Origin of the sequence: Chryseobacterium sp. HR92 (genome assembly GCF_045689405.1) — a bacterium.
Taxonomy (GTDB): Bacteria; Bacteroidota; Bacteroidia; order Flavobacteriales; family Weeksellaceae; genus Chryseobacterium; species Chryseobacterium viscerum_A.
In genome coordinates this window covers 3,288,532-3,307,936 of sequence record NZ_CP139139.1, presented here as the reverse complement: position 1 = coordinate 3,307,936, position 19,405 = coordinate 3,288,532, and the positions used below count along the sequence as shown (strand labels likewise).

The 19,405-nt window shown below is 37.3% G+C and carries 15 protein-coding genes; 11 read left to right on the top strand and 4 right to left on the bottom strand.

Going from position 1 to position 19,405, the window contains the following annotated elements; all coding sequences use genetic code 11:
- Position 1: 1 nt before the first annotated feature.
- The 3 genes from SFA27_RS14780 to SFA27_RS14770 all read right to left on the bottom strand — a co-directional run bounded on the left by SFA27_RS14780 (position 2) and on the right by SFA27_RS14770 (position 3,810).
- A complete protein-coding gene (locus SFA27_RS14780; protein ID WP_264518317.1) occupies positions 2–1,582 on the bottom strand; it encodes an MFS transporter in 1,581 nt (526 codons plus the stop codon).
- A 259-nt stretch (positions 1,583–1,841) separates the two neighbouring features.
- Positions 1,842–3,221, bottom strand: a complete 1,380-nt coding sequence (locus SFA27_RS14775; RefSeq protein ID WP_047376758.1) for a hypothetical protein — start codon at positions 3,219–3,221, stop codon at positions 1,842–1,844.
- A 172-nt stretch (positions 3,222–3,393) separates the two neighbouring features.
- A complete protein-coding gene (locus tag SFA27_RS14770) occupies positions 3,394–3,810 on the bottom strand; it encodes a helix-turn-helix domain-containing protein (protein WP_047376757.1) in 417 nt (138 codons plus the stop codon).
- Positions 3,811–3,970: 160 nt separating this feature from the next.
- Between SFA27_RS14770 and SFA27_RS14765 the strand changes: the two genes are divergently transcribed.
- The 8 genes from SFA27_RS14765 to argH all read left to right on the top strand — a co-directional run bounded on the left by SFA27_RS14765 (position 3,971) and on the right by argH (position 12,827).
- A complete protein-coding gene (locus SFA27_RS14765; RefSeq protein ID WP_407293093.1) occupies positions 3,971–4,660 on the top strand; it encodes a GNAT family N-acetyltransferase in 690 nt (229 codons plus the stop codon).
- On the top strand, positions 4,632–5,828 hold the full coding sequence (locus SFA27_RS14760; RefSeq protein ID WP_407293091.1) for an argininosuccinate synthase: 1,197 nt from the start codon (positions 4,632–4,634) through the stop codon (positions 5,826–5,828). The genes SFA27_RS14765 and SFA27_RS14760 overlap by 29 nt, the downstream gene beginning before the upstream one ends.
- Before the next feature lie 52 nt (positions 5,829–5,880).
- The gene (argC, locus tag SFA27_RS14755) at positions 5,881–6,846 is read left to right on the top strand and encodes an N-acetyl-gamma-glutamyl-phosphate reductase (protein ID WP_407293089.1); all 966 of its coding nucleotides are present in this window, start codon (positions 5,881–5,883) and stop codon (positions 6,844–6,846) included.
- 112 nt (positions 6,847–6,958) lie between these two features.
- Entirely contained in the window at positions 6,959–8,098 is a 1,140-nt protein-coding gene (locus SFA27_RS14750) for an aspartate aminotransferase family protein (protein WP_407293086.1), read from the top strand.
- 255 nt (positions 8,099–8,353) lie between these two features.
- Complete coding sequence (locus SFA27_RS14745) at positions 8,354–9,313, top strand: N-acetylornithine carbamoyltransferase (RefSeq protein WP_407293084.1); 960 nt, start codon at positions 8,354–8,356, stop codon at positions 9,311–9,313.
- Between the two features lie 81 nt (positions 9,314–9,394).
- A complete protein-coding gene (gene argB, locus SFA27_RS14740) occupies positions 9,395–10,189 on the top strand; it encodes an acetylglutamate kinase (protein WP_407293081.1) in 795 nt (264 codons plus the stop codon).
- A complete protein-coding gene (locus SFA27_RS14735; protein ID WP_407293079.1) occupies positions 10,164–11,246 on the top strand; it encodes a M20 family metallo-hydrolase in 1,083 nt (360 codons plus the stop codon). The genes argB and SFA27_RS14735 overlap by 26 nt, the downstream gene beginning before the upstream one ends.
- A 276-nt stretch (positions 11,247–11,522) precedes the next feature.
- Entirely contained in the window at positions 11,523–12,827 is a 1,305-nt protein-coding gene (gene argH, locus SFA27_RS14730; protein WP_052184672.1) for an argininosuccinate lyase, read from the top strand.
- A 358-nt stretch (positions 12,828–13,185) separates the two neighbouring features.
- Here argH and SFA27_RS14725 read toward each other — a convergent pair whose 3' ends face one another.
- Positions 13,186–13,647 (bottom strand): Lrp/AsnC family transcriptional regulator, encoded by a 462-nt coding sequence (locus SFA27_RS14725; protein ID WP_047376749.1) that lies wholly within the window; start codon positions 13,645–13,647, stop codon positions 13,186–13,188.
- A gap of 239 nt (positions 13,648–13,886) precedes the next feature.
- On the opposite strand from SFA27_RS14725, the gene SFA27_RS14720 reads away from it, so the two are divergent.
- From SFA27_RS14720 to carB, 3 genes are all read left to right on the top strand, one after another.
- Positions 13,887–14,777 (top strand): aspartate carbamoyltransferase catalytic subunit, encoded by an 891-nt coding sequence (locus SFA27_RS14720; protein WP_407293077.1) that lies wholly within the window; start codon positions 13,887–13,889, stop codon positions 14,775–14,777.
- Positions 14,778–14,872: 95 nt separating this feature from the next.
- Positions 14,873–15,946 (top strand): carbamoyl phosphate synthase small subunit, encoded by a 1,074-nt coding sequence (locus SFA27_RS14715; RefSeq protein ID WP_047376747.1) that lies wholly within the window; start codon positions 14,873–14,875, stop codon positions 15,944–15,946.
- Positions 15,947–16,112: 166 nt separating this feature from the next.
- Positions 16,113–19,295, top strand: a complete 3,183-nt coding sequence (gene carB, locus SFA27_RS14710; protein ID WP_047376746.1) for a carbamoyl-phosphate synthase large subunit — start codon at positions 16,113–16,115, stop codon at positions 19,293–19,295.
- The last annotated feature ends 110 nt before the right edge of the window (positions 19,296–19,405 follow it).

Below are 19,405 nucleotides of genomic sequence, written 5' to 3'. Positions count from 1 at the left end.
CCTAATCGTGAAGATTATTGTTCTTATTTTTAAGATAAAATAATCCGATGATCAAACATACTGCGGCAACTCCAATTGGATACCAAAGCCCTTCCAGATACCATGTCGCATGTCCCGCTTCTTTTCCGGTGGTTACCAGATAAGTTGCTACTGCCGGAAGAAGTCCTCCGAATACTCCGTTTCCGATGTGATAAGGTAATGACATTGAGGTATAACGAATTCTCACAGGGAACATTTCAACAAGGAAAGCTGCGATAGGTCCATATACCATGGTTACAAATATCACCTGGATGAATACAAGAAAGACCAGATACCACTTGGTATTATCACTTAACTTTAAACTTTGAGAAACTTTGGCTTCTTCCGGTTTGCCGTCTTTCATAACAGCTCCAGCAGGTGACCAGTGTACGATACTGTCTTTTTTGATTAAAGTTCCGTCTGTATAAAGAGTTTCTTTGTGAAAAGTGACCAGACTGTCTGTCGCAATATCACTATGGATTTTTGCAGTTCTTTTTTCTGTAATTCCATTCGCTGCAATCGTTTTATTTTCAAGGTTTACACTTTTGAACATACTGTCGTAAATAGGTCTGTAAGCTAAAATAGCAACCAGCATTCCGGTCATCATTACAGCTTTTCGCCCTATTTTATCAGACAGCCATCCGAAGAATACAAAGAATGGAGTTCCTAAAAATAAAGCGGTAGCCATCAATGAATCCACCTGTGCAGACTCTACGTTCATTACCTTTTGCAGGAAACTCATAGCGTAGAACTGACCCGTATACCAGATTACTCCTTGTCCCATTGCAGCTCCGAATAAGGCCAATAACACAAACTTGAAATTGTATTTATTTCCAAAGCTTTCTTTTAAAGGATTTTTAGATGTTTTTCCCTCGCTTTTAGCCTTAGCAAAAAGTGGAGATTCTTTCATGTTTTTTCTGATGATATAAGAAACGGCTACCATTAAAATGGAAATCCAGAAAGGGACTCTCCATCCCCAATTGTCAAATTCTTCTGCAGAAAGGGTTGATTTTGTGATTAGAATAACGATCAGTGAAATGAAAAGTCCGGCTGTTGCGGTAGTCTGAATCCATGAAGTCCAGTACCCTCTTCGGTGAGGTTGTGCATATTCCGCAACATAAGTAGCAGCACCTCCGTATTCACCTCCCAGAGCAAGGCCCTGAAGCAATCTTAAAATTAAAACTAAAACCGGAGCCATGAATCCAATGGTTTTATAACTTGGAATACACCCGATCAGGAAAGTAGAAAATCCCATGATCAGTAAAGTAACAAGGAAAGTGTATTTTCTTCCGATGATATCTCCCAATCTTCCGAAAAATAAAGCTCCGAAAGGTCTTACAACAAATCCGGCAGCAAATGTAGCCAGGGTGGATAAAAATGCAGCGGTAGGATTGTCAGCAGGGAAAAATTTGGTTGCTAAAACTATAGCTAAACTTCCGAAGATGTAGAAGTCATACCATTCTATCAGTGTTCCGAGTGATGACGCGGTGATCACGCTCCAGATGGTGCGGTTTTTCTGCCTGTCAGTCATATTTTCGTAGCTTTCGTGATGATTTTCGCTCATATAGATTAGTTTTTGATATTAGTGGAATAGGATATTAATTTGATTTTTTTGAACCGTTAAGGACTTTATGATTAAGTTCACTGCTTTGGGGTTATTTCAATCATTCTGAATGAAATGAAATGTAATGAAGAATCTCATGTGTGTCTGGCTGTTAGTAAGATTCTTCCTTCGTCAGAATGACAAGAGTCAAATTATTTGAATTTTGGGAACGTATCCTTAATTCATCTTACAATCTTTATTTTTCTTAATAGTTTAAATTTTACAAGTAGATTTGAAACTGTACAATAAATTCCCCTTTAGAAGAAGGACTTTCGGTAGGACTTGTATAAACAGGTCGTGTTGAATATTGAGTCGTGATTTTCGCATGATGTCCGTCTATAAACCAATTGGCTCCTACATCAAACTGTGAGGAAGATTTATCGAAAGCCTCAAAACTTTTGTGAGTATAGGCTGCAAAAGGTTGTATTCTGATTTTTGGCTTTTCTGCTTGACTTGGTAATAGTAAACCTGCCTGTGCATAGATAATATTACCTGTCCCGATGGTTGGTTGCAGGTTTCCTGGTCCTGCGATGGCTTTATTTCCGATGAAATTGGGATCTGAAGCTGCGATATTCATTGTTCCCAGATTTCTTACATAGTTTGGCCCGAAATTGTAGTTATAATATCCTGCATAAGCAGAGACTGCCATTTTGTTTTTCGCTTCTCCCAAAGGAATATCTGCAAAAGCATCTACTGCAAAAAGAGTAATGTCATGCTTCTCAATGTTTGAGTTTACAGAAGTTCTTGTTCCGTCTGCCTGATGATAGAAACCGGCTCCTATGTTGAAGACTTTCTTTGTTCCCAGATAAGATCCCACTTTGTATGGAAGCGTGTTTGATTCCTCATCAAGGAACTGATATTCCACATATCCCGCTTTTGAAAAACTGGGATTTCCATTGTTGTCTACTGCGACAGCTTTTGAAGGATCTGTTACATTTACTGGGATAAGATCTGTTGCAAAAGGTTTGTTTAAACTGAAACGATATTCAAGTTTACCATATTTACCTTTCGCAAACATTCCCAGCTGTCTTGCGAATTGGTCCGAGTTATCAATCAAAGGCCATGAAAAAACGGGAGAATCTAATGTGAGAAAATTAAGCGTAGAAGCCATCGTCATGCGGGAAAGTCCCATGTAGTAATGAAGTCCTGCTCCTAAAGATAAACTGAATTTTCCCGCTTCTCCAGGTAAAATAACTGCATATTCGTTCCAGGCATCATGAAAAAATAACTGGGTTTTCTTTCCGTTTCCGTAACCTCCTGTACCGGAAGTACCTGTGGCTCCACCATTGATGAAGGTTTGGTTGTTGATTCCGAAATGAAGGAGGATCATGTATCTTTTAGAGACTTGTGCATAGGCTAAAGCGCGTAATCGCCTGTTTCCTATACTCCAGGAGTTGTCTGTGGGCTCACTGCCTACCATACTTCCGGGATTCATAGAGGTGTTTCTCAGCCAAAGCTGGTCCCATAAAATAAATCGGACGAATTTATCACCATCCGGGTTGAGGTTTATTTTTAAGCCATTGCCATAATCAGGAGAACCTTGTGAGTATACAGAACTGCTGATTAAAGCTAATCCAATGAATGTGAGTAATTTCTTCATAAATTATCAATTTTTGGCGTTGTTTTTTGTGAATGCCAAATTGTAATTAATAATTTATTTATGAAAATTTAATATATATTAGTGGTAATAGTATATATATGATGTGAATAATGTGTCAAATGTATTATTTATCAGTCTATTATCTCTTAGTCTAATGCACTCATTTTTCTACTTATTTCTTAAATCTTTCCCACTTAATCAGCATATACTTGTCTGCGAATTGAGTGATGATAATCCCCGAATTTTTAATGTTTTCTTCCTGAGCAATATACTCAATGAGCTCGTTCTGCTTTAATATTTTATAAACAGGATGGAATTCGGAGTGGGGAGGTCTTGTAATATTGTATTTTTTAATCCAAGAGCTTATCGTAACGTGCGAAACTCCGATAATCCTTTCAATTTCGCGGTAGCTGAGTCCTTCCAGATACAGCTGAAGTGCCTTGGTGACATAATAATCATCAATCTGTTTTCCCAGTTTTTTAACGGTGAAATAATATTTGCAGTCTTTACAGTGAAAGCGTTGTTTTTCATTGATAATGCCGCTTTTTACTACTTTGGTACTGTTGCATTTAGGACACGTATTTTCCATAACTATATTATTTTAGCAAATATATAATAAATTAGCAAATGTATATTTTTCTATAAAGATAATTTTACCTGTATAAATTTTTAAAACAAAAAAAATATCTTTTTTATTTGGATTTAAAAGAAATTATATTTTAAATTTGCCAAAAAAATTAGATAAATAAATGGAAATAGAAATTTCCTCATGCGAACATCTAATGTATGTGAGTGAAATACAGCAGGAAATGTACGATTCTGCACAGCGCAGAGGAACGGGAATCGCAAAACGTTCCATAGAATATTTGAGTAAGAAGATTTCAGAAGGCAATGCTGTGGTAGCTACTGAAAACGGTGAGTGGGTAGGTTTCTGTTATATAGAGACCTGGTCACATGGGAAGTTTGTGGCCAATTCGGGACTGATTGTGTCACCGAAATTCAGGAACGGGGGAGTAGCAACTCAGATCAAGCAGAGAGTTTTCCAATTATCTAGAGATAAATATCCGGATGCGAAAGTATTTGGACTAACAACAGGTTTGGCAGTGATGAAAATCAATAGCGATTTAGGCTATAAACCGGTTATCTATTCTGAACTGACTCAGGATGAGGAATTCTGGAACGGCTGCAAGAACTGTGTGAATTATGAGATTTTAATGATGAAGGAACGCAAAAACTGTCTGTGTACAGCCATGTTATTTGTTCCTGAAAACGATAAAAAAAAAGATGAGGTAGTGCATAATCTGCCTGAAACTAAATATAATGAAATGAGCCAAACCGATTTTGGGTATTCTGCACAAAATTCCGTTGGTGAGTTCCATTCGATAATTAATAAAATTAAAAGAAGTCCAGATGAAAAAGAAAGTCATCTTAGCGTTTAGCGGAGGTTTAGATACTTCCTACTGTGCTAAATATCTTAGTGAAACACTAGGATATGATGTATATGCAGTTACTGTAAATACCGGAGGTTTTTCAAAAGAAGAGGAAAAAGAATTGGAAAGAAAAGCTTTAAACCTTGGAGTAAAAGAATACAGGTGTGTAGACGCTCAGGAAGATTATTATAATTCATGTGTGAAATATTTGATTTTCGGGAATGTACTGAAAAATAATACGTATCCTCTTTCTGTAAGTGCTGAACGTACTATTCAGGCGCAGGAAATTGCAAAATATGCGATTGAAGTAAAAGCAGATGCTATTGCTCACGGAAGTACAGGAGCTGGAAACGATCAGGTTCGTTTTGACTTGATTTTCCAGGTGATGTGTCCGAATATTGAAATCATTACACCAATCCGCGATATGGCTTTATCCCGTGAAGAGGAAATTGAGTTTTTGAAAGAACATGGTTATGAAATGGAATTCCAGAAAGCTCAATATTCTGTCAATAAAGGACTTTGGGGAACATCAGTAGGAGGAAAGGAAACTTTAACTTCAAGAAATTATCTTCCGGAAGAAGCTTTTCCGTCTCAAATCAAAGAAACTAAGCCTTCAGAACTGGAGATCGAGTTTAAAAGCGGAGAAGTAGTAGCAGTAAACGGAGAAAGCTTTGAACATTCAGTATATGCTATTCAAAAAATAGAAACATTGGCTTCAGCATATGGAATCGGTCGTGATATTCACGTTGGTGATACGATTGTAGGGATTAAAGGACGAGTAGGATTTGAAGCTGCTGCAGCATCGGTAATCATCAAAGCCCATCATTTATTAGAAAAGCATACCCTTTCAAAATATCAGCAAATGATGAAATCCCAGTTGTCAGATTGGTATGGAAACTGGCTTCACGAGGCACTTTTCTTAGATCCTGTGATGAGAAATATTGAGTCTTTCTTAGTGGATTCTCAGAAAACAGTAAGTGGAAAAGTATTTGTCACCCTTCATCCTTACAGATTTATTCTTAATGGAATTGAATCTGATCATGATCTGATGTCTGATAAATTCGGAAGTTATGGAGAAGCCAACAGAGCATGGACCGGAGATGATGTGAAAGGTTATACAAAGATTGTAAGTAATTCTTTAAATATATACCACCAGATTAACCAAAATATCAACTAGTTCCGAAGGGACGATTTAATGAAAGGCAGAACAAAATTCTGTCAGAATCAAAATGAAGAAAACAGTAGGAATCATTGGTGCCAACGGTTATACAGGAAGTGAGCTGATACGCTTACTGGCTTTTCATCCCCATGTGACATTGAGTTTTTTATATAGTCGTTCGAATTCGGGAACAAGAATTTCGGATCTGTACCCGGATTTAACGACAGTTTGTGAAATGGTTTTGACGGATAAACCTGAAGACGTAGATGTTCTTTTTCTATGTCTGCCTCATAAAGAAAGTCAAAACTGGTTAACTCAGAACCCTGTTAAAGATGAAACGCTGGTGATTGATCTCGGAAACGATTTCCGTTTAGAAGGAAATTTCGGGAACAGAGATTTTATCTACGGATTACCGGAAATCAATAAAAAACAACTGGCAGGTGCAAAAAGCATTGCCAACCCGGGATGTTTTGCAACAGCCATTCAATTGGCCTTATTGCCATTAGCAGAAAAAGGAGCGTTAAGTGAAGTTTTTACCACAGGGATTACAGGTTCTACAGGAGCCGGACAGTCTTTGCAGGCAACAACTCATTTTACCTGGAGAAATGATAATGTATCAGCATATAAAACATTAACTCATCAGCATGTAGATGAGATTTTGCAGCAGCTGGTTTCATTTAATAATAAAGAAGTAAACCTGAATTTTGTTCCATGGAGAGGAGATTTTGCAAGAGGAATTTTTACAAGTTCCACCATGAAGACGGATTGGGAGCTGGAGGAAATAGAACAATGGTATCAGGATTTTTATGCAGAGGAGCCTTTCGTTACAGTCAGTAGCAGGGCAATTGATTTAAAGCAGGTTGTCAATACCAATCGCTGTGTGATTCAGATTGAAAAGAGTGGAAATGTTGTCGTTATTCACTCAGCGATTGACAATTTGTTAAAAGGTGCTTCGGGACAGGCAGTTCAAAATATGAATCTGGCTATGAGCTGGGAAGAAAATGCAGGATTGAACTTGAAACCGATAGCATTCTAATTTATTAATAAGGTAGAAGGTTGCAGATGATAGGTTGCAGTAGTGCGAAGAATAACTTTTAGACCTGCAAGCTTTCAGCCATCAACCATCAAACTAACAACTAGCAACAAAAATGAATTTATTCAACGTATATCCATTATTCAACATAAATCCGGTAAAAGCTCAGGGATCTTTTCTTTGGGATGATAAAGGAGAGCAATATCTTGATTTTTACGGAGGTCATGCTGTGATTTCTATTGGTCATAATCATCCACATTATCAAAACAAGCTAAAGGACCAGCTGGAAAAAATTTCTTTCTATTCCAATTCCGTTCAGAATGAATTACAGGTTGAACTGGCGGAAAAGCTGGGGAAACTTTCAGGATATGAGGATTATAATCTTTTCTTATGTAATTCCGGAGCTGAGGCGAATGAAAATGCATTGAAGCTGGCTTCTTTTCATAACGGAAAAAGCAAAGTGCTTTATTTTTCGGGCTCATTCCACGGAAGAACTTCTGCAGCGGTTTCGGTAACTGATAATCCGAAGATTGTTGCTCCGGTTAACTTCTCTGAAAGATTTATCAAATCAGAATGGAACAATGTGCAGCAGCTTGAAGAGACCTTTGAAAAATTTGGAAGTGAAATTTCTTCCGTTATCATCGAAGGAATTCAGGGAGTAGGAGGAATTATGATTCCAACACCGGAATTTTTATCTAAAATCAAAGAACTGTGCAAAAAATATGACGCTGTTCTTATTTTGGATGAAGTTCAGTCCGGATATGGAAGAAGCGGATATTTCTTTGCCCACCAGGAATTTGGAGTAGAAGCAGATATTATTACTACAGCTAAAGGAATGGGGAACGGATTTCCTGTGGGGGGAGTTTTGATCCATCCTAAATTCCAGGCAAGCAACGGTTTGCTGGGAACTACATTCGGAGGGAATCATTTGGCTTGTGCAGCTTCAATTGCTGTTCTGGATGTTATGAAAGATGAAAACCTTATCGAAAACGCTCAGCAGATGGGCGAATATATTGAAAATGAAATTAAAGATTTGCCACATATTAAATCCATCCGAAGGAAAGGATTGATGATCGGAATAGAACTCGATAGAGACTGCTCGGAAGTAAGGAAAAGCTTATTGTTCGATCATCATATTTTCACTGGAAATTCGAATGATAAAACAGTATTAAGGATTCTTCCGGCACTCAATATCAAAAAAGAGGAAACAGATCTTTTCATCAATGCTTTGAAAACAGTGCTTGGGAATATTTAAAAGGCAAGATGGCGAAATAGCAAAAAGGTTAAAAAGCTTTAACGCAGCGTTTGTTATTCTGAATGTAACGAAGAGAAATGAAGAATCTCTTAAAATATAACAATGCAAGATTCTTCCTTCGCCAGAATGACAAAAACAAACGTCAATTGCTGAGTGAAACGCCCTTGCGAACGAAAAAAGCATCAATGAAAAGCGTTGCGCCCTTGCGTTAAAACTCTCAAAAATGTGTAAACAAAATCTTTAAAATTAATTAAAATGAAAAATTTTACCTCTGTAAGTGATGTAGAAAACTTACAGGAAATCATAAAAAAAGCTTTACAGATAAAAGCAGACCCGCTTACTGAAACAGAAAAAGGAAAGGGGAAAACAATTGGACTTGTATTTTTAAATTCAAGCCTGAGAACCCGTCTGAGCAGTCAGATAGCAGCTCAAAATCTAGGGTTGAATGTATTGACGCTAAATGCAGCACAGGAAGCCTGGAATCTTGAATTTGCTGACGGAGCTGTGATGAACGGTGATACTGTAGAACATATCAAAGATGCGATTGAGGTTTTAAACCAATATTGCGACATCATTGCAGTACGTTGTTTTGCAGGAATGAAGAGTAAAGAAGACGATGTGAATGAAAGTATCTTAAGTCAGTTTGAAAAACATGCAAAAGTTCCTGTCATTTCATTAGAATCAGCTACTCGCCACCCGCTGCAAAGTTTGGCAGACTGTATCACCATTACAGAAAACTGGAAAAAAGACTACAAACCAAAAGTGGTATTGACCTGGGCCCCGCACATCAAACCTATCGCTCATGCAGTTGGAAACTCTTTCGCAGAATGGATGCAGGAAATGGATGTAGAGTTGGTGATTGCAAACCCTGAAGGATACGATCTGGATAAAAACTTTACAAAAGATGTGAAGGTAATCCATGATCAGGATGAAGCTTTGAAAGATGCGGATTTTATTTATGTAAAAAACTGGTCCTCTTTTGATGACTATGCAGCAATGCCTGAAGTAAAAGGTGACTGGATGCTTACCAATGAAAAATTAGCCAATACCAATGGCGCGAAAGTGATGCACTGTCTTCCGGTTCGCCGTAATGTGGAGCTGGGTGACGAGGTAATGGATGGAGACCATTCCATCATCTACCAGCAGGCCAAAAACCGTATTTTCTCTGCACAGGCTGTGTTCAGTGAAATTTTAGATGAATTAAAAGCCAAATAATGATTCTTGTCAAGATTCAAAATCTTGACAAGGATCATTAGACAAGGATAAAAAAGAGCAAGGATCTCAAAAAGTTGACAAATGAAAGAAAAGTTATACATCATAAAAATTGGCGGAGCTTTAATTGATGATGAGGAATTATTAACCCAATTCTTAGAACAATTTTCTGAAATTCAGGAAAGAAAGATCCTTGTACATGGTGGAGGCAAGTTGGCTACAACACTGGCTGATAAACTGGGCATCGAGCAGAAAATGATCAACGGAAGGAGGATTACGGATAAAGAAACTCTGGATATTGTAACGATGGTGTATGCAGGAGGAATTAATAAAAATATTGTTGAGAAACTGCAGCATAAAAAATGCAATGCTATAGGATTTTCCGGGGCTGATGGAAACTTAATCAAAGCCAAAAAACGAGTACATCCTGAGATAGACTTTGGATTTGTTGGAGATATCAATAAGAAAAGTGTGAACAGGAAGCTGGTTTCAAAACTCATCAAGCTTGATCTTGTCCCTGTGTTTTCAGCAATCACCCACGATAGAAAAGGAAATCTTTTCAATACCAATGCAGATACCATTGCATCTGTAATGGCGCAGGCTCTTTCAGAGAAATATGAAGTTGAATTGTTGTATTGTTTTGATAAAGAAGGAGTTTTGGAAGATGTGAACGATCCTGAATCTGTGATCAAAAGTGTTACTGAAGAAGATTTTACCACATTAAAAGAAGAAGGAAAGCTTCACAAAGGGATTTTACCCAAACTTGAAAATGCTCTCGGAGCCATAAAAAATAATGTAGATAAAGTGTTTCTGATCAAAGAAACAGAATTGAAAAACCATATAGAAAATCATCATGCAGGAACTGAAATCTGTTTATAATAAAGAAGAGCTATTGAATAATGCAGTCGGATTGCTTAAAAATTTGATTGAGATTCCTTCATTCAGCAAAGATGAGTTTAATACATCGGTAGAAATTGAGAATTTTTTTAAAAAACACCAGATTCCTACCAAACGTTTTAAAAATAATATCTGGGCGGTGAATAAGCATTTTGATGTTTTTAAACCTTCCGTTTTGCTGAATACCCACCATGATACAGTAAAACCCAATAAAGCATATACGCTGGATCCGTTTGTTCCTATTGAAAAAGAGGGTAAACTGTTTGGGTTGGGAAGTAATGATGCCGGAGCTTCTTTGGTTTCCATGGCGCAGGTTTTTTTACATTTTTATGATAAAGAAGATTTAAAATATAATTTAGTTATTGCTTTGACGGCAGAGGAGGAGATCTCAGGATTTGATGGAATTGAAGCTCTGTTTCCGCAGCTACCCAATGTAGAACTCGCCATTGTAGGAGAACCCACGCAGATGAATCTGGCGATTGCAGAAAAAGGACTTCTTGTGATTGATGGAGAAATGAAAGGTACTCCTTCTCATGCCGCTCATCCTAATCATGATAACTCGATTATAAAATGTATGCAGGATCTGCAGAATATTTTAGACTTTAAATTTCCAAAGGTTTCAGAATATCTGGGAGAAGTTAAAGTTACTTTATCAGGAATTCATGCAGGAGTACAGCATAATGTCGTTCCGGAATCGTGCAATTTTACGCTGGATGTGAGGGTAACAGACGAGTATTCCAATCAGGAAGCATTTGAAATCATCCAGTCTCAAATGAAATCAACTTTAACGGCAAGATCATTCAGACTGAATTCTTCAAAGATCGAAATGGATCATCCGTTTGTAAAAGCAGGAATTGAGATCGGAAGAACAACGTATGGTTCGCCCACCTCTTCAGATCAGGCGATTATTCCATGCACATCAGTGAAAATAGGTCCTGGAGACAGTAGGCGCTCTCACACTGCGGATGAGTTTATCTATATCCACGAAATAGAAGAAGGAATAGAAATTTACATCAGAATTTTAGAAAAAGTGTTATAAAAGGGAGAAACTAGAAGCTAGAGACTAGAAATTAGTAAGAAAAAGGTCGCATAAAGGCTATAACTAACTTCTAGCATCTAATTTCTAATCTCTAAAATATATGTTTTGACTCTGCCCGGCAGGCACTAGAAGTTTAGTTTTTAATAGGATTTATGCAAAAAAGAAAATTAGAAATGAAAGCTTTACATAAGGAAATGTTTTTTTATAGTTAATAGTAATAAGGATTGCCTTGCCGGGCATGTTAAAACCAACAAATATTTTAAATCAAATTGTATCATGAAAAAAATATGGCAGAAGGATAACCTTGCCACCAATATATTAGTCAATCAGTTTACAGTCGGTAAAGATCTAGACTTTGACGAGCGTTTAGCCAAATATGACGTTAAAGGCTCTATGGCACATTGCAAAATGCTGGCAGAAACCGGTATTATCACTCAGGAAGAATCAGAGCAGATGTTATCTGTTTTGAATACTATTTTAAATCAAATTGAAGATGGGATTTTTGAAATTGATAAAGATGCTGAGGATATCCATTCTCAGGTAGAAGCAATCTTAATTGAAGAATTAGGAGATACGGGAAAGAAAATCCATACGGCAAGATCAAGAAATGATCAGGTTTTATTGGATATCAAACTGTATTTATTGGATGAGATCCGTGAGATTACAGCTCTTACCGATGAGTTTTTTCAGATTCTTATTCAATTGGCAGATCAGCATAAGAATGTGTTGCTTCCGGGGTATACCCATTTGCAGATTGCGATGCCTTCCTCATTCGGATTATGGTTCGGAGCTTATGCAGAAGCGTTGTTAGATGATGTTGAGATGTTGTTTTCAGTTAAAAATATCATTAATAAAAATCCATTGGGATCAGCAGCAGGTTATGGTTCTTCGTTTCCGATCAATCGTGAAAGTACCACTTATAATCTAGGCTTCCAGTCGATGAATTATAATTCAGTGTATGCTCAGATGACCCGTGGGAAGTCGGAGAAAATGTTATCAATGGCAATGGCTACTTTAGCCGGAACACTTGGGAAATTTGCTTATGATGTTTGTCTGTATCTGAGTCAGAATTTTGACTTTATCAGTTTTCCAAAGGAATTTACTACAGGAAGCAGTATTATGCCCCATAAAAAAAATCCGGATATCTTTGAGCTGGTTCGTGCACGATGCAACAGAATCCAGTCGCTTCCGAACGAACTGATTCTTCTGACAAACAATTTGCCTTCGGGGTATCACAGAGATGTACAGTTGACCAAGGAAATTCTTTTCCCTGCAATAGATTCTCTAAAAGAATGCCTGGAAATCTTAAGCTATACTTTACCCAATATTCAGGTGAAAGACGGAATTCTGGAAGATGAAAAGTACAAATATCTTTTCAGTGTAGAAAAGATCAATGAAGAAGTGAAAAACGGAAGTTCATTCCGTGATGCCTATGTGAAAGTAGGGCAGGAAATTGAAAACAACGCGTTTGAATTTGAACAAGGAAATCTTGAACATACCCATCAGGGAAGTATTGGAAATCTTTGTCTGGATAAAATAGAATATCAGTTCAATAAACTGAAAAATAAATTATTGGGTTAAAATCTAAGCCATTAAGGTCATCAAAAACTTAAGCAAAAAATCAGTGGAATTCCTAAAATTATTTTAGCCTGCTGTCTTTTCGTTGTGAAAGCCTTAATCTTATAAATCTTATCTGCTTAAGTGATCTTAATGGTTTGATTTTACTCCGCTCTTTGAATTTGATGATTGATTTTGAAACTTTAAAACTATGAGTATAGTTGAAAATTAAAATTAGCTGTATTAATTTTATCGGTGATAAAATCTTTGCACCTTATAATATGGAGTTTATGAATAATGATGTATATTATTTTCAAGACGCAAGAAAATCAAAAATTTTCAGCAAGAAGTTTAAATCAGTTTTGGTTTAAAAATAGCAGAATTATTCCAGATCAATTTTAAACTTGGTAGATTTTTTGACCTCGTGAAGTACGATAGAACTGTGGTACTGCCCGATATTAGGAATGTTTGAAATAACATTCACTGCAAATTCATTATATGAATTAATGTCTTTAGCAATAATCTTTAACATGTAGTCATACTCTCCGGAAAGGCTGATGATTTCCTGTACTTCATCATATTTTCCGATATGTTCCTCAAAGGTTTCCAATACTTTCTTGGATTGTTCCTTGAGACGGACATTACAGTATACTACAATATTTAGCCCCAGTTTTTCACGGCTTAAAAGTCCTACATATTTCTGAATGATCCCATGTTTCTCCAATTGTTTGATTCGCTCATACGTAGGAGTAAAGGTAAGACCAATTTTTTCGGAAATTTCTTTAACCGATAATGTAGAGTCTTCCTGAATAATGCTGAGAATCATTTTGTCTTTTAAATCCATAAAATAATTTGAGTTGTAACAAAAATATTAATTTTAAATGAGAATAAGGAAATACTGAAGTTTTTAATTTATTTTAAACTTTGTTTTTGTAGGTTCATAAAATTGTTGTATCTTTGCACCTAATGAATAAAAAAGCATTTATATCATTAGATTTACCGGGCGAAAGCGCCCTTTACGATATTTATTGTTATTAGCGAAGATTGTTGTCTTCGCTTTTTTTATGCCCAAAAATAAGAATTATGTTTACGATTACAGAACTAAGCACCGAGAGAATCAACAGTATACTGACAGAAGCACTGGCTTTTGCGAATGGTAAAACTGCTAAAATTGAAGGAGAAGTTTTTTGCTCAAACCTTTTCTTCGAAGACAGTACAAGAACGAAAACAAGTTTTGATCTTGCAGAAAGAAAACTGGGACTTCAGGTAGTTCCGTTTGATGCATCACACAGTTCGGTAAACAAAGGGGAAAGCCTTTATGATACAGTAAAAACTATTGAAAGTATAGGAGTAAATCTTGTGGTAATTCGCGATAAGAAAGACCGATACTTTGAGGAGCTGAAAAATATTAAAATTCCTGTAATCAATGGAGGAGACGGAACAGGAAACCATCCTTCACAATGTATGCTGGATCTGATGACCATCTATCAGGAATTCGGAAAGTTTGAAGGATTGAAAGTAGGAATTGTAGGTGATGTAAAACACAGCCGTGTTGCCAACTCAAATGCAGAGGCATTAAGAAGATTAGGCACTAAAGTATACTTCTCAGGACCTGAACAATGGTTTGATGAAGGAGCTCTGATCAATGGAACTTATATGTCGGTTGATGAGCTGATTGCTGAAGTAGATGTTCTGATATTATTAAGAATCCAGCATGAAAGACACGATGCTGCCATGAGTTTCACTGCTTCAGAATACCATAAAAGATATGGATTGACCAAAGAAAGAGAGAAAGCCATGAAAAAAGGAGCTGTCATCATGCACCCGGCACCTATCAACAGAGGAGTGGAAATAGATTCTGACCTTGTAGAATGCGAAAGGTCAAGAATCTTCAAACAAATGGAAAACGGTGTTTTCGCCAGAATGGCCATTTTAAAAGAAGCGCTGGAAGAAAAAGGGTTTACCTTTAAATAAGTTGTAAAAAGTAAAATGTGAAAAGTATTCATGAATACATTAGTACATGAATACATTGTACAAGAAAAAAATAATAGAAAATCTAATTTTTAAAAATGAAGAAAAAATTAATACTGGAGTCCGGTGAAGTGTTTCATGGAGAAGGTTTCGGAGCAGAGTTGGAAACTGCAGGGGAAGTAGTTTTCAATACTGGAATGACCGGATATCAGGAATTGATTTCTGACCCGTCGTATTGTGGTCAGATAGTTTGTATGACCTATCCGCTTATCGGAAATTATGGTATTAACCGTGATGATTATGAAAGTATTGAGCCGGCCATCAAAGGGCTTATCGTAAAAGAACTTTGCGATCTTCCTTCCAATTTCCGTACTCAGATTACTTTAGATGAATTATTTAAAAAGAAAAACCTTTCAGGAATTTCAGGAATTGATACAAGAAGACTGACAAGAATTCTTCGTAACTCCGGAGTGGTGAAAGGAAAAATTGTAAATGCTGATGCCGATGAAAATGCAGTAGCTGCAGAACTGAAATCAACAAATTTCCCAACTAATCAGGTAGAAGAGGTTTCTACAAAAACACCTTATGCTAACCCTAACAGAGGTTTCAAAGTGGTACTGGTAGACTTCGGTGCAAAACTGGGGATTATCAGAGAGTTATCTCAAAGAAACTGTGATATTATTGTGGTTTCTCATGATACTACAGCAGAAGAAATCCTATTGATGAATCCGGACGGAATTATGCTGTCAAACGGTCCTGGTGACCCGGAAGATGTACCACACGCATTGGATATGATCAGAGGATTATTAGGAAAAGTTCCAATCTTCGGAATCTGTTTAGGACACCAGCTAATTGGTCTTGCTTGTGGAGCAAAAACTTTCAAACTGAAATTCGGACACAGAGGAGGAAACCACCCGGTATTGGATCTGGAGAAAAATACAGTTGCCATTACTTCTCAAAACCATGGATATGCGGTAGATCAGGAAAGCTTAAAAGGAACAGATCTTATCGAAACTCATATTGCATTAAACGACAGAACCAACGAAGGATTAAAACACAAAATCCACCCTTGTTTCTCTGTTCAGTATCACCCTGAAGCGAGCCCTGGCCCGGAAGATGCAAACTACCTGTTTGATGAGTTCATTCAAATGATGGAGGACTTTAAAAAGTAACACGACTATCTGTCATTCTGAAAGAAGCGAAAGCGGAGTGAAGAATCTCAACAATAAAGTTAGATTCCTCGATTCCTCGGAATGACAAAATACAATCGTAAGTCTTATAAAAGTAAAAATACGAAGTTTAAGAATTTTGATTCTTGACTCTAATAAAAAAAGAAAAATGGCAAAACGTACAGATATAAAAACAATTTTAGTAATCGGTTCAGGACCTATCATCATTGGTCAGGCAGCTGAATTTGATTACGCAGGAACGCAGGCTTGTCTGTCTTTGAAAGAAGAAGGTTACAAGGTAATTTTGATCAACTCAAACCCTGCAACAATTATGACAGATGTGGAAATCGCTGATAAAGTATATATTGAGCCGATTTCATTACAGTTTGTAAGCCACATCATCAGAAAAGAGCGTCCTGACGCATTATTACCAACACTGGGAGGTCAGACGGGGCTTAACATGGCGGTGGAATTGGAAAAATCAGGAATTCTTGAAGAATGCAAAGTGGAAGTACTGGGAACGAAACTTTCTGCAATCAACAGAGCAGAAGACAGAGACCTTTTCCGTGAGTTGATGAGAGAACTGAACGAGCCGGTACCGGAATCTGATATCGTAAATACGGTAGAAGGGGCACTTGCTTTCGCAGATGAAATCGGTTATCCTGTAATTGTTCGCCCTGCCTTTACAATGGGAGGAACAGGTGGAGGTATTGCTTCCACAGAAGTTGAATTGAAAGAAATTGCCGAATTAGGACTAAAGCATAGCCCGGTTACCCAATGTTTGATTGAAAAATCAATTGCTGGTTTCAAAGAAATAGAATATGAAGTAATGCGTGATGCAAACGACAATGCCATTGTGGTTTGTAACATGGAAAATATTGATCCGGTAGGAGTTCATACAGGAGACTCTATTGTAGTAGCGCCTTCTCAGACGCTTTCAGACAGAGAGTATCAATTGCTGAGAAATGCTTCATTAAAGATCATCAGAGCTTTAGGAATTGAAGGAGGATGTAACGTACAGTTAGCTTTAGATCCGCATTCATTCGAATATTATATCATCGAAGTAAACCCGAGAGTTTCCCGTTCATCAGCTTTAGCAAGTAAGGCAACAGGATACCCGATTGCAAAAATTGCTGCAAAAATTGCTGTAGGATTAACGCTTGATGAGATCATGAATCCGGTAACAGGAAAAACATATGCATGTTTTGAGCCGGCTCTTGATTATGTGGTAACAAAATTCCCAAGATTCCCATTCGATAAATTTGAAACTGCAGACAGAAGACTTTCTACTCAGATGAAAGCAACTGGTGAAGTAATGGCCATCGGAAGAAACCTTGAAGAATCTTTACAGAAAGCCATCCGTTCATTAGAAACAGGAATCAAACATTTAGGATTAAAAACAAAACAAGCTGAGGCACTTACTGCTGAGGAAATCGAAAGAAGAATCAGAGTATGTGATGATGAGAGATTATTCATCATCGGAGATGCTTTAAGAAGAGGATATGATTGGGAACAGATTGTAGAATGGAGTAAAATTGACAAATTCTTCATCTGGAAACTGAAAAAGCTTGTTGACTTCGAGAAAGTAATCGCTGCCAACAAATTTGATAAAGAAACATTAATTGAAGCTAAGAGATTAGGTTTCGCAGATATCAACATTGCAGTTCTTTGGGATGTAAAAGAGCGTGAGATTTTCAACTTTAGAAAAGAAAACGGAATAATGCCGGTTTTCAAAATGGTAGATACTTGTGCTGCTGAATTTGAAAGTGAAACCCCTTATTTCTACGGAACTTACGAAGAAGAGAACGAAAGTGTTGTTTCAGACAAAGAAAAGATCATCGTACTTGGTTCAGGACCTATCAGAATCGGACAGGGAGTTGAGTTTGACTACGCTACTGTTCACTCAGTATGGGCGATCAAAGAAATGGGTTATGAAGCGATTATCATCAATAACAACCCTGAAACTGTTTCTACAGACTTCTCCATCTCAGATAAACTATACTTCGAGCCGCTTACAGAAGAAGATGTAATGAACATCATCGAGCTTGAAAAACCTAAGGGAGTAGTAGTACAGTTCGGAGGACAGACTGCAATCAACCTTGCAGATAAATTAGCCTCTCACGGAGTACAGATCTTAGGAACTTCACTGGAAGATCTTGACAGAGCTGAAAACAGAGATAAATTTGAAAAAGCACTTCAGGAGCTGGGTATTCCTCAACCAAAAGGAAGAACTTCAACTTCGAAAGAAGAAGCTATAAAAATTGCTAACGAGATCGGTTACCCGGTATTGGTACGTCCAAGCTACGTTCTTGGAGGTAGAGCAATGGAAATTGTATACGCAGAAGCAGAGCTGGCTCACTACATGGAAAATGCGGTGGAAGCAAGCCCGGAACACCCTGTATTGGTTGACAAGTACATGGTAGGAAAGGAGATTGAGGTAGATGCCATCTGCGACGGTGAAACTGTAGTGATTCCTGGAATTATGGAGCATATTGAAAGAGCAGGAGTTCACTCCGGAGATTCAATCGCAGTATATCCACCACAGAATATCTCTCAGAGCGAGATTGACACTTTGGTAGACTATACACAAAGACTGGCAAAAGGATTGAAGGTTATCGGATTAATGAACATTCAGTACGTCCTTTTTGAAGGAAATGTATATGTGATCGAAGTAAACCCTCGTTCTTCAAGAACAGTTCCTTTCTTATCCAAAATTACAGAAGTTCCAATGGCAAACCTTGCAACAAAGGCAATCCTGGGACAAAAACTGAAAGATTTAGGATATAAAAACGGATTGGTTCCAAACAAAGAAGGAGTATTTGTAAAAGTACCGGTATTCTCTTTCTCTAAACTAACGAAAGTTGATATCTCTCTAGGCCCTGAAATGAAGTCTACAGGAGAAGTTATGGGGAAAGATACGACCCTTGAAAAAGCACTTTATAAAGGATTGGTAGCAGCTGGAAGAAAAGTTCCTATGCACGGTTCTATCCTTTTCACAGTAGCAGATAAGCACAAAGAGGAGGCAGCAGCGCTTGCAGCAAGATTCCATGAAGTAGGATTCAGAATCTGGGCTACGGAAGGGACAGCGAAGTTCTTCGGAGAAAAAGGAATTCCTTGCAAAATCGGATACAAAATAGGAGAAGAAAGTGTAAATCTTATTGACCTGATCCAGAAAGGAAAAGTTCAGTATGTTGTGAATACCACTACAAAAGGTAAACAGGCTGAAAGAGACGGATTCCAGATCAGAAGAATGAGCGTAGAAAACGGTGTTCCTTGTTTAACTTCAATGGATACAGTAGAAGCGATCTTAAAAGTAATCGAAAGCATGAGCTTCAAAATGGAGACGATGTAATTTCGAACTATAATAAATATTGTAAACCTCATAGATTTTTGAAATCTATGAGGTTTTATTTTATACAAGAATACTGTCCTTAATGATAATTTGAAAGCAATTAAGATAAT

Bases quoted from the DNA above. Each gene is read 5' to 3' on its own strand.
- SFA27_RS14780 (WP_264518317.1), bottom strand. From the start codon at position 1,582: ATGAGCGAAAATCATCACGAAAGCTACGAAAATATGACTGACAGGCAG.
- SFA27_RS14775 (WP_047376758.1), bottom strand. From the start codon at position 3,221: ATGAAGAAATTACTCACATTCATTGGATTAGCTTTAATCAGCAGTTCT.
- SFA27_RS14770 (WP_047376757.1), bottom strand. From the start codon at position 3,810: ATGGAAAATACGTGTCCTAAATGCAACAGTACCAAAGTAGTAAAAAGC.
- SFA27_RS14765 (WP_407293093.1), top strand. From the start codon at position 3,971: ATGGAAATAGAAATTTCCTCATGCGAACATCTAATGTATGTGAGTGAA.
- SFA27_RS14760 (WP_407293091.1), top strand. From the start codon at position 4,632: ATGAAAAAGAAAGTCATCTTAGCGTTTAGCGGAGGTTTAGATACTTCC.
- argC (WP_407293089.1), top strand. From the start codon at position 5,881: ATGAAGAAAACAGTAGGAATCATTGGTGCCAACGGTTATACAGGAAGT.
- SFA27_RS14750 (WP_407293086.1), top strand. From the start codon at position 6,959: ATGAATTTATTCAACGTATATCCATTATTCAACATAAATCCGGTAAAA.
- SFA27_RS14745 (WP_407293084.1), top strand. From the start codon at position 8,354: ATGAAAAATTTTACCTCTGTAAGTGATGTAGAAAACTTACAGGAAATC.
- argB (WP_407293081.1), top strand. From the start codon at position 9,395: ATGAAAGAAAAGTTATACATCATAAAAATTGGCGGAGCTTTAATTGAT.
- SFA27_RS14735 (WP_407293079.1), top strand. From the start codon at position 10,164: ATGCAGGAACTGAAATCTGTTTATAATAAAGAAGAGCTATTGAATAAT.
- argH (WP_052184672.1), top strand. From the start codon at position 11,523: ATGAAAAAAATATGGCAGAAGGATAACCTTGCCACCAATATATTAGTC.
- SFA27_RS14725 (WP_047376749.1), bottom strand. From the start codon at position 13,647: ATGGATTTAAAAGACAAAATGATTCTCAGCATTATTCAGGAAGACTCT.
- SFA27_RS14720 (WP_407293077.1), top strand. From the start codon at position 13,887: ATGTTTACGATTACAGAACTAAGCACCGAGAGAATCAACAGTATACTG.
- SFA27_RS14715 (WP_047376747.1), top strand. From the start codon at position 14,873: ATGAAGAAAAAATTAATACTGGAGTCCGGTGAAGTGTTTCATGGAGAA.
- carB (WP_047376746.1), top strand. From the start codon at position 16,113: ATGGCAAAACGTACAGATATAAAAACAATTTTAGTAATCGGTTCAGGA.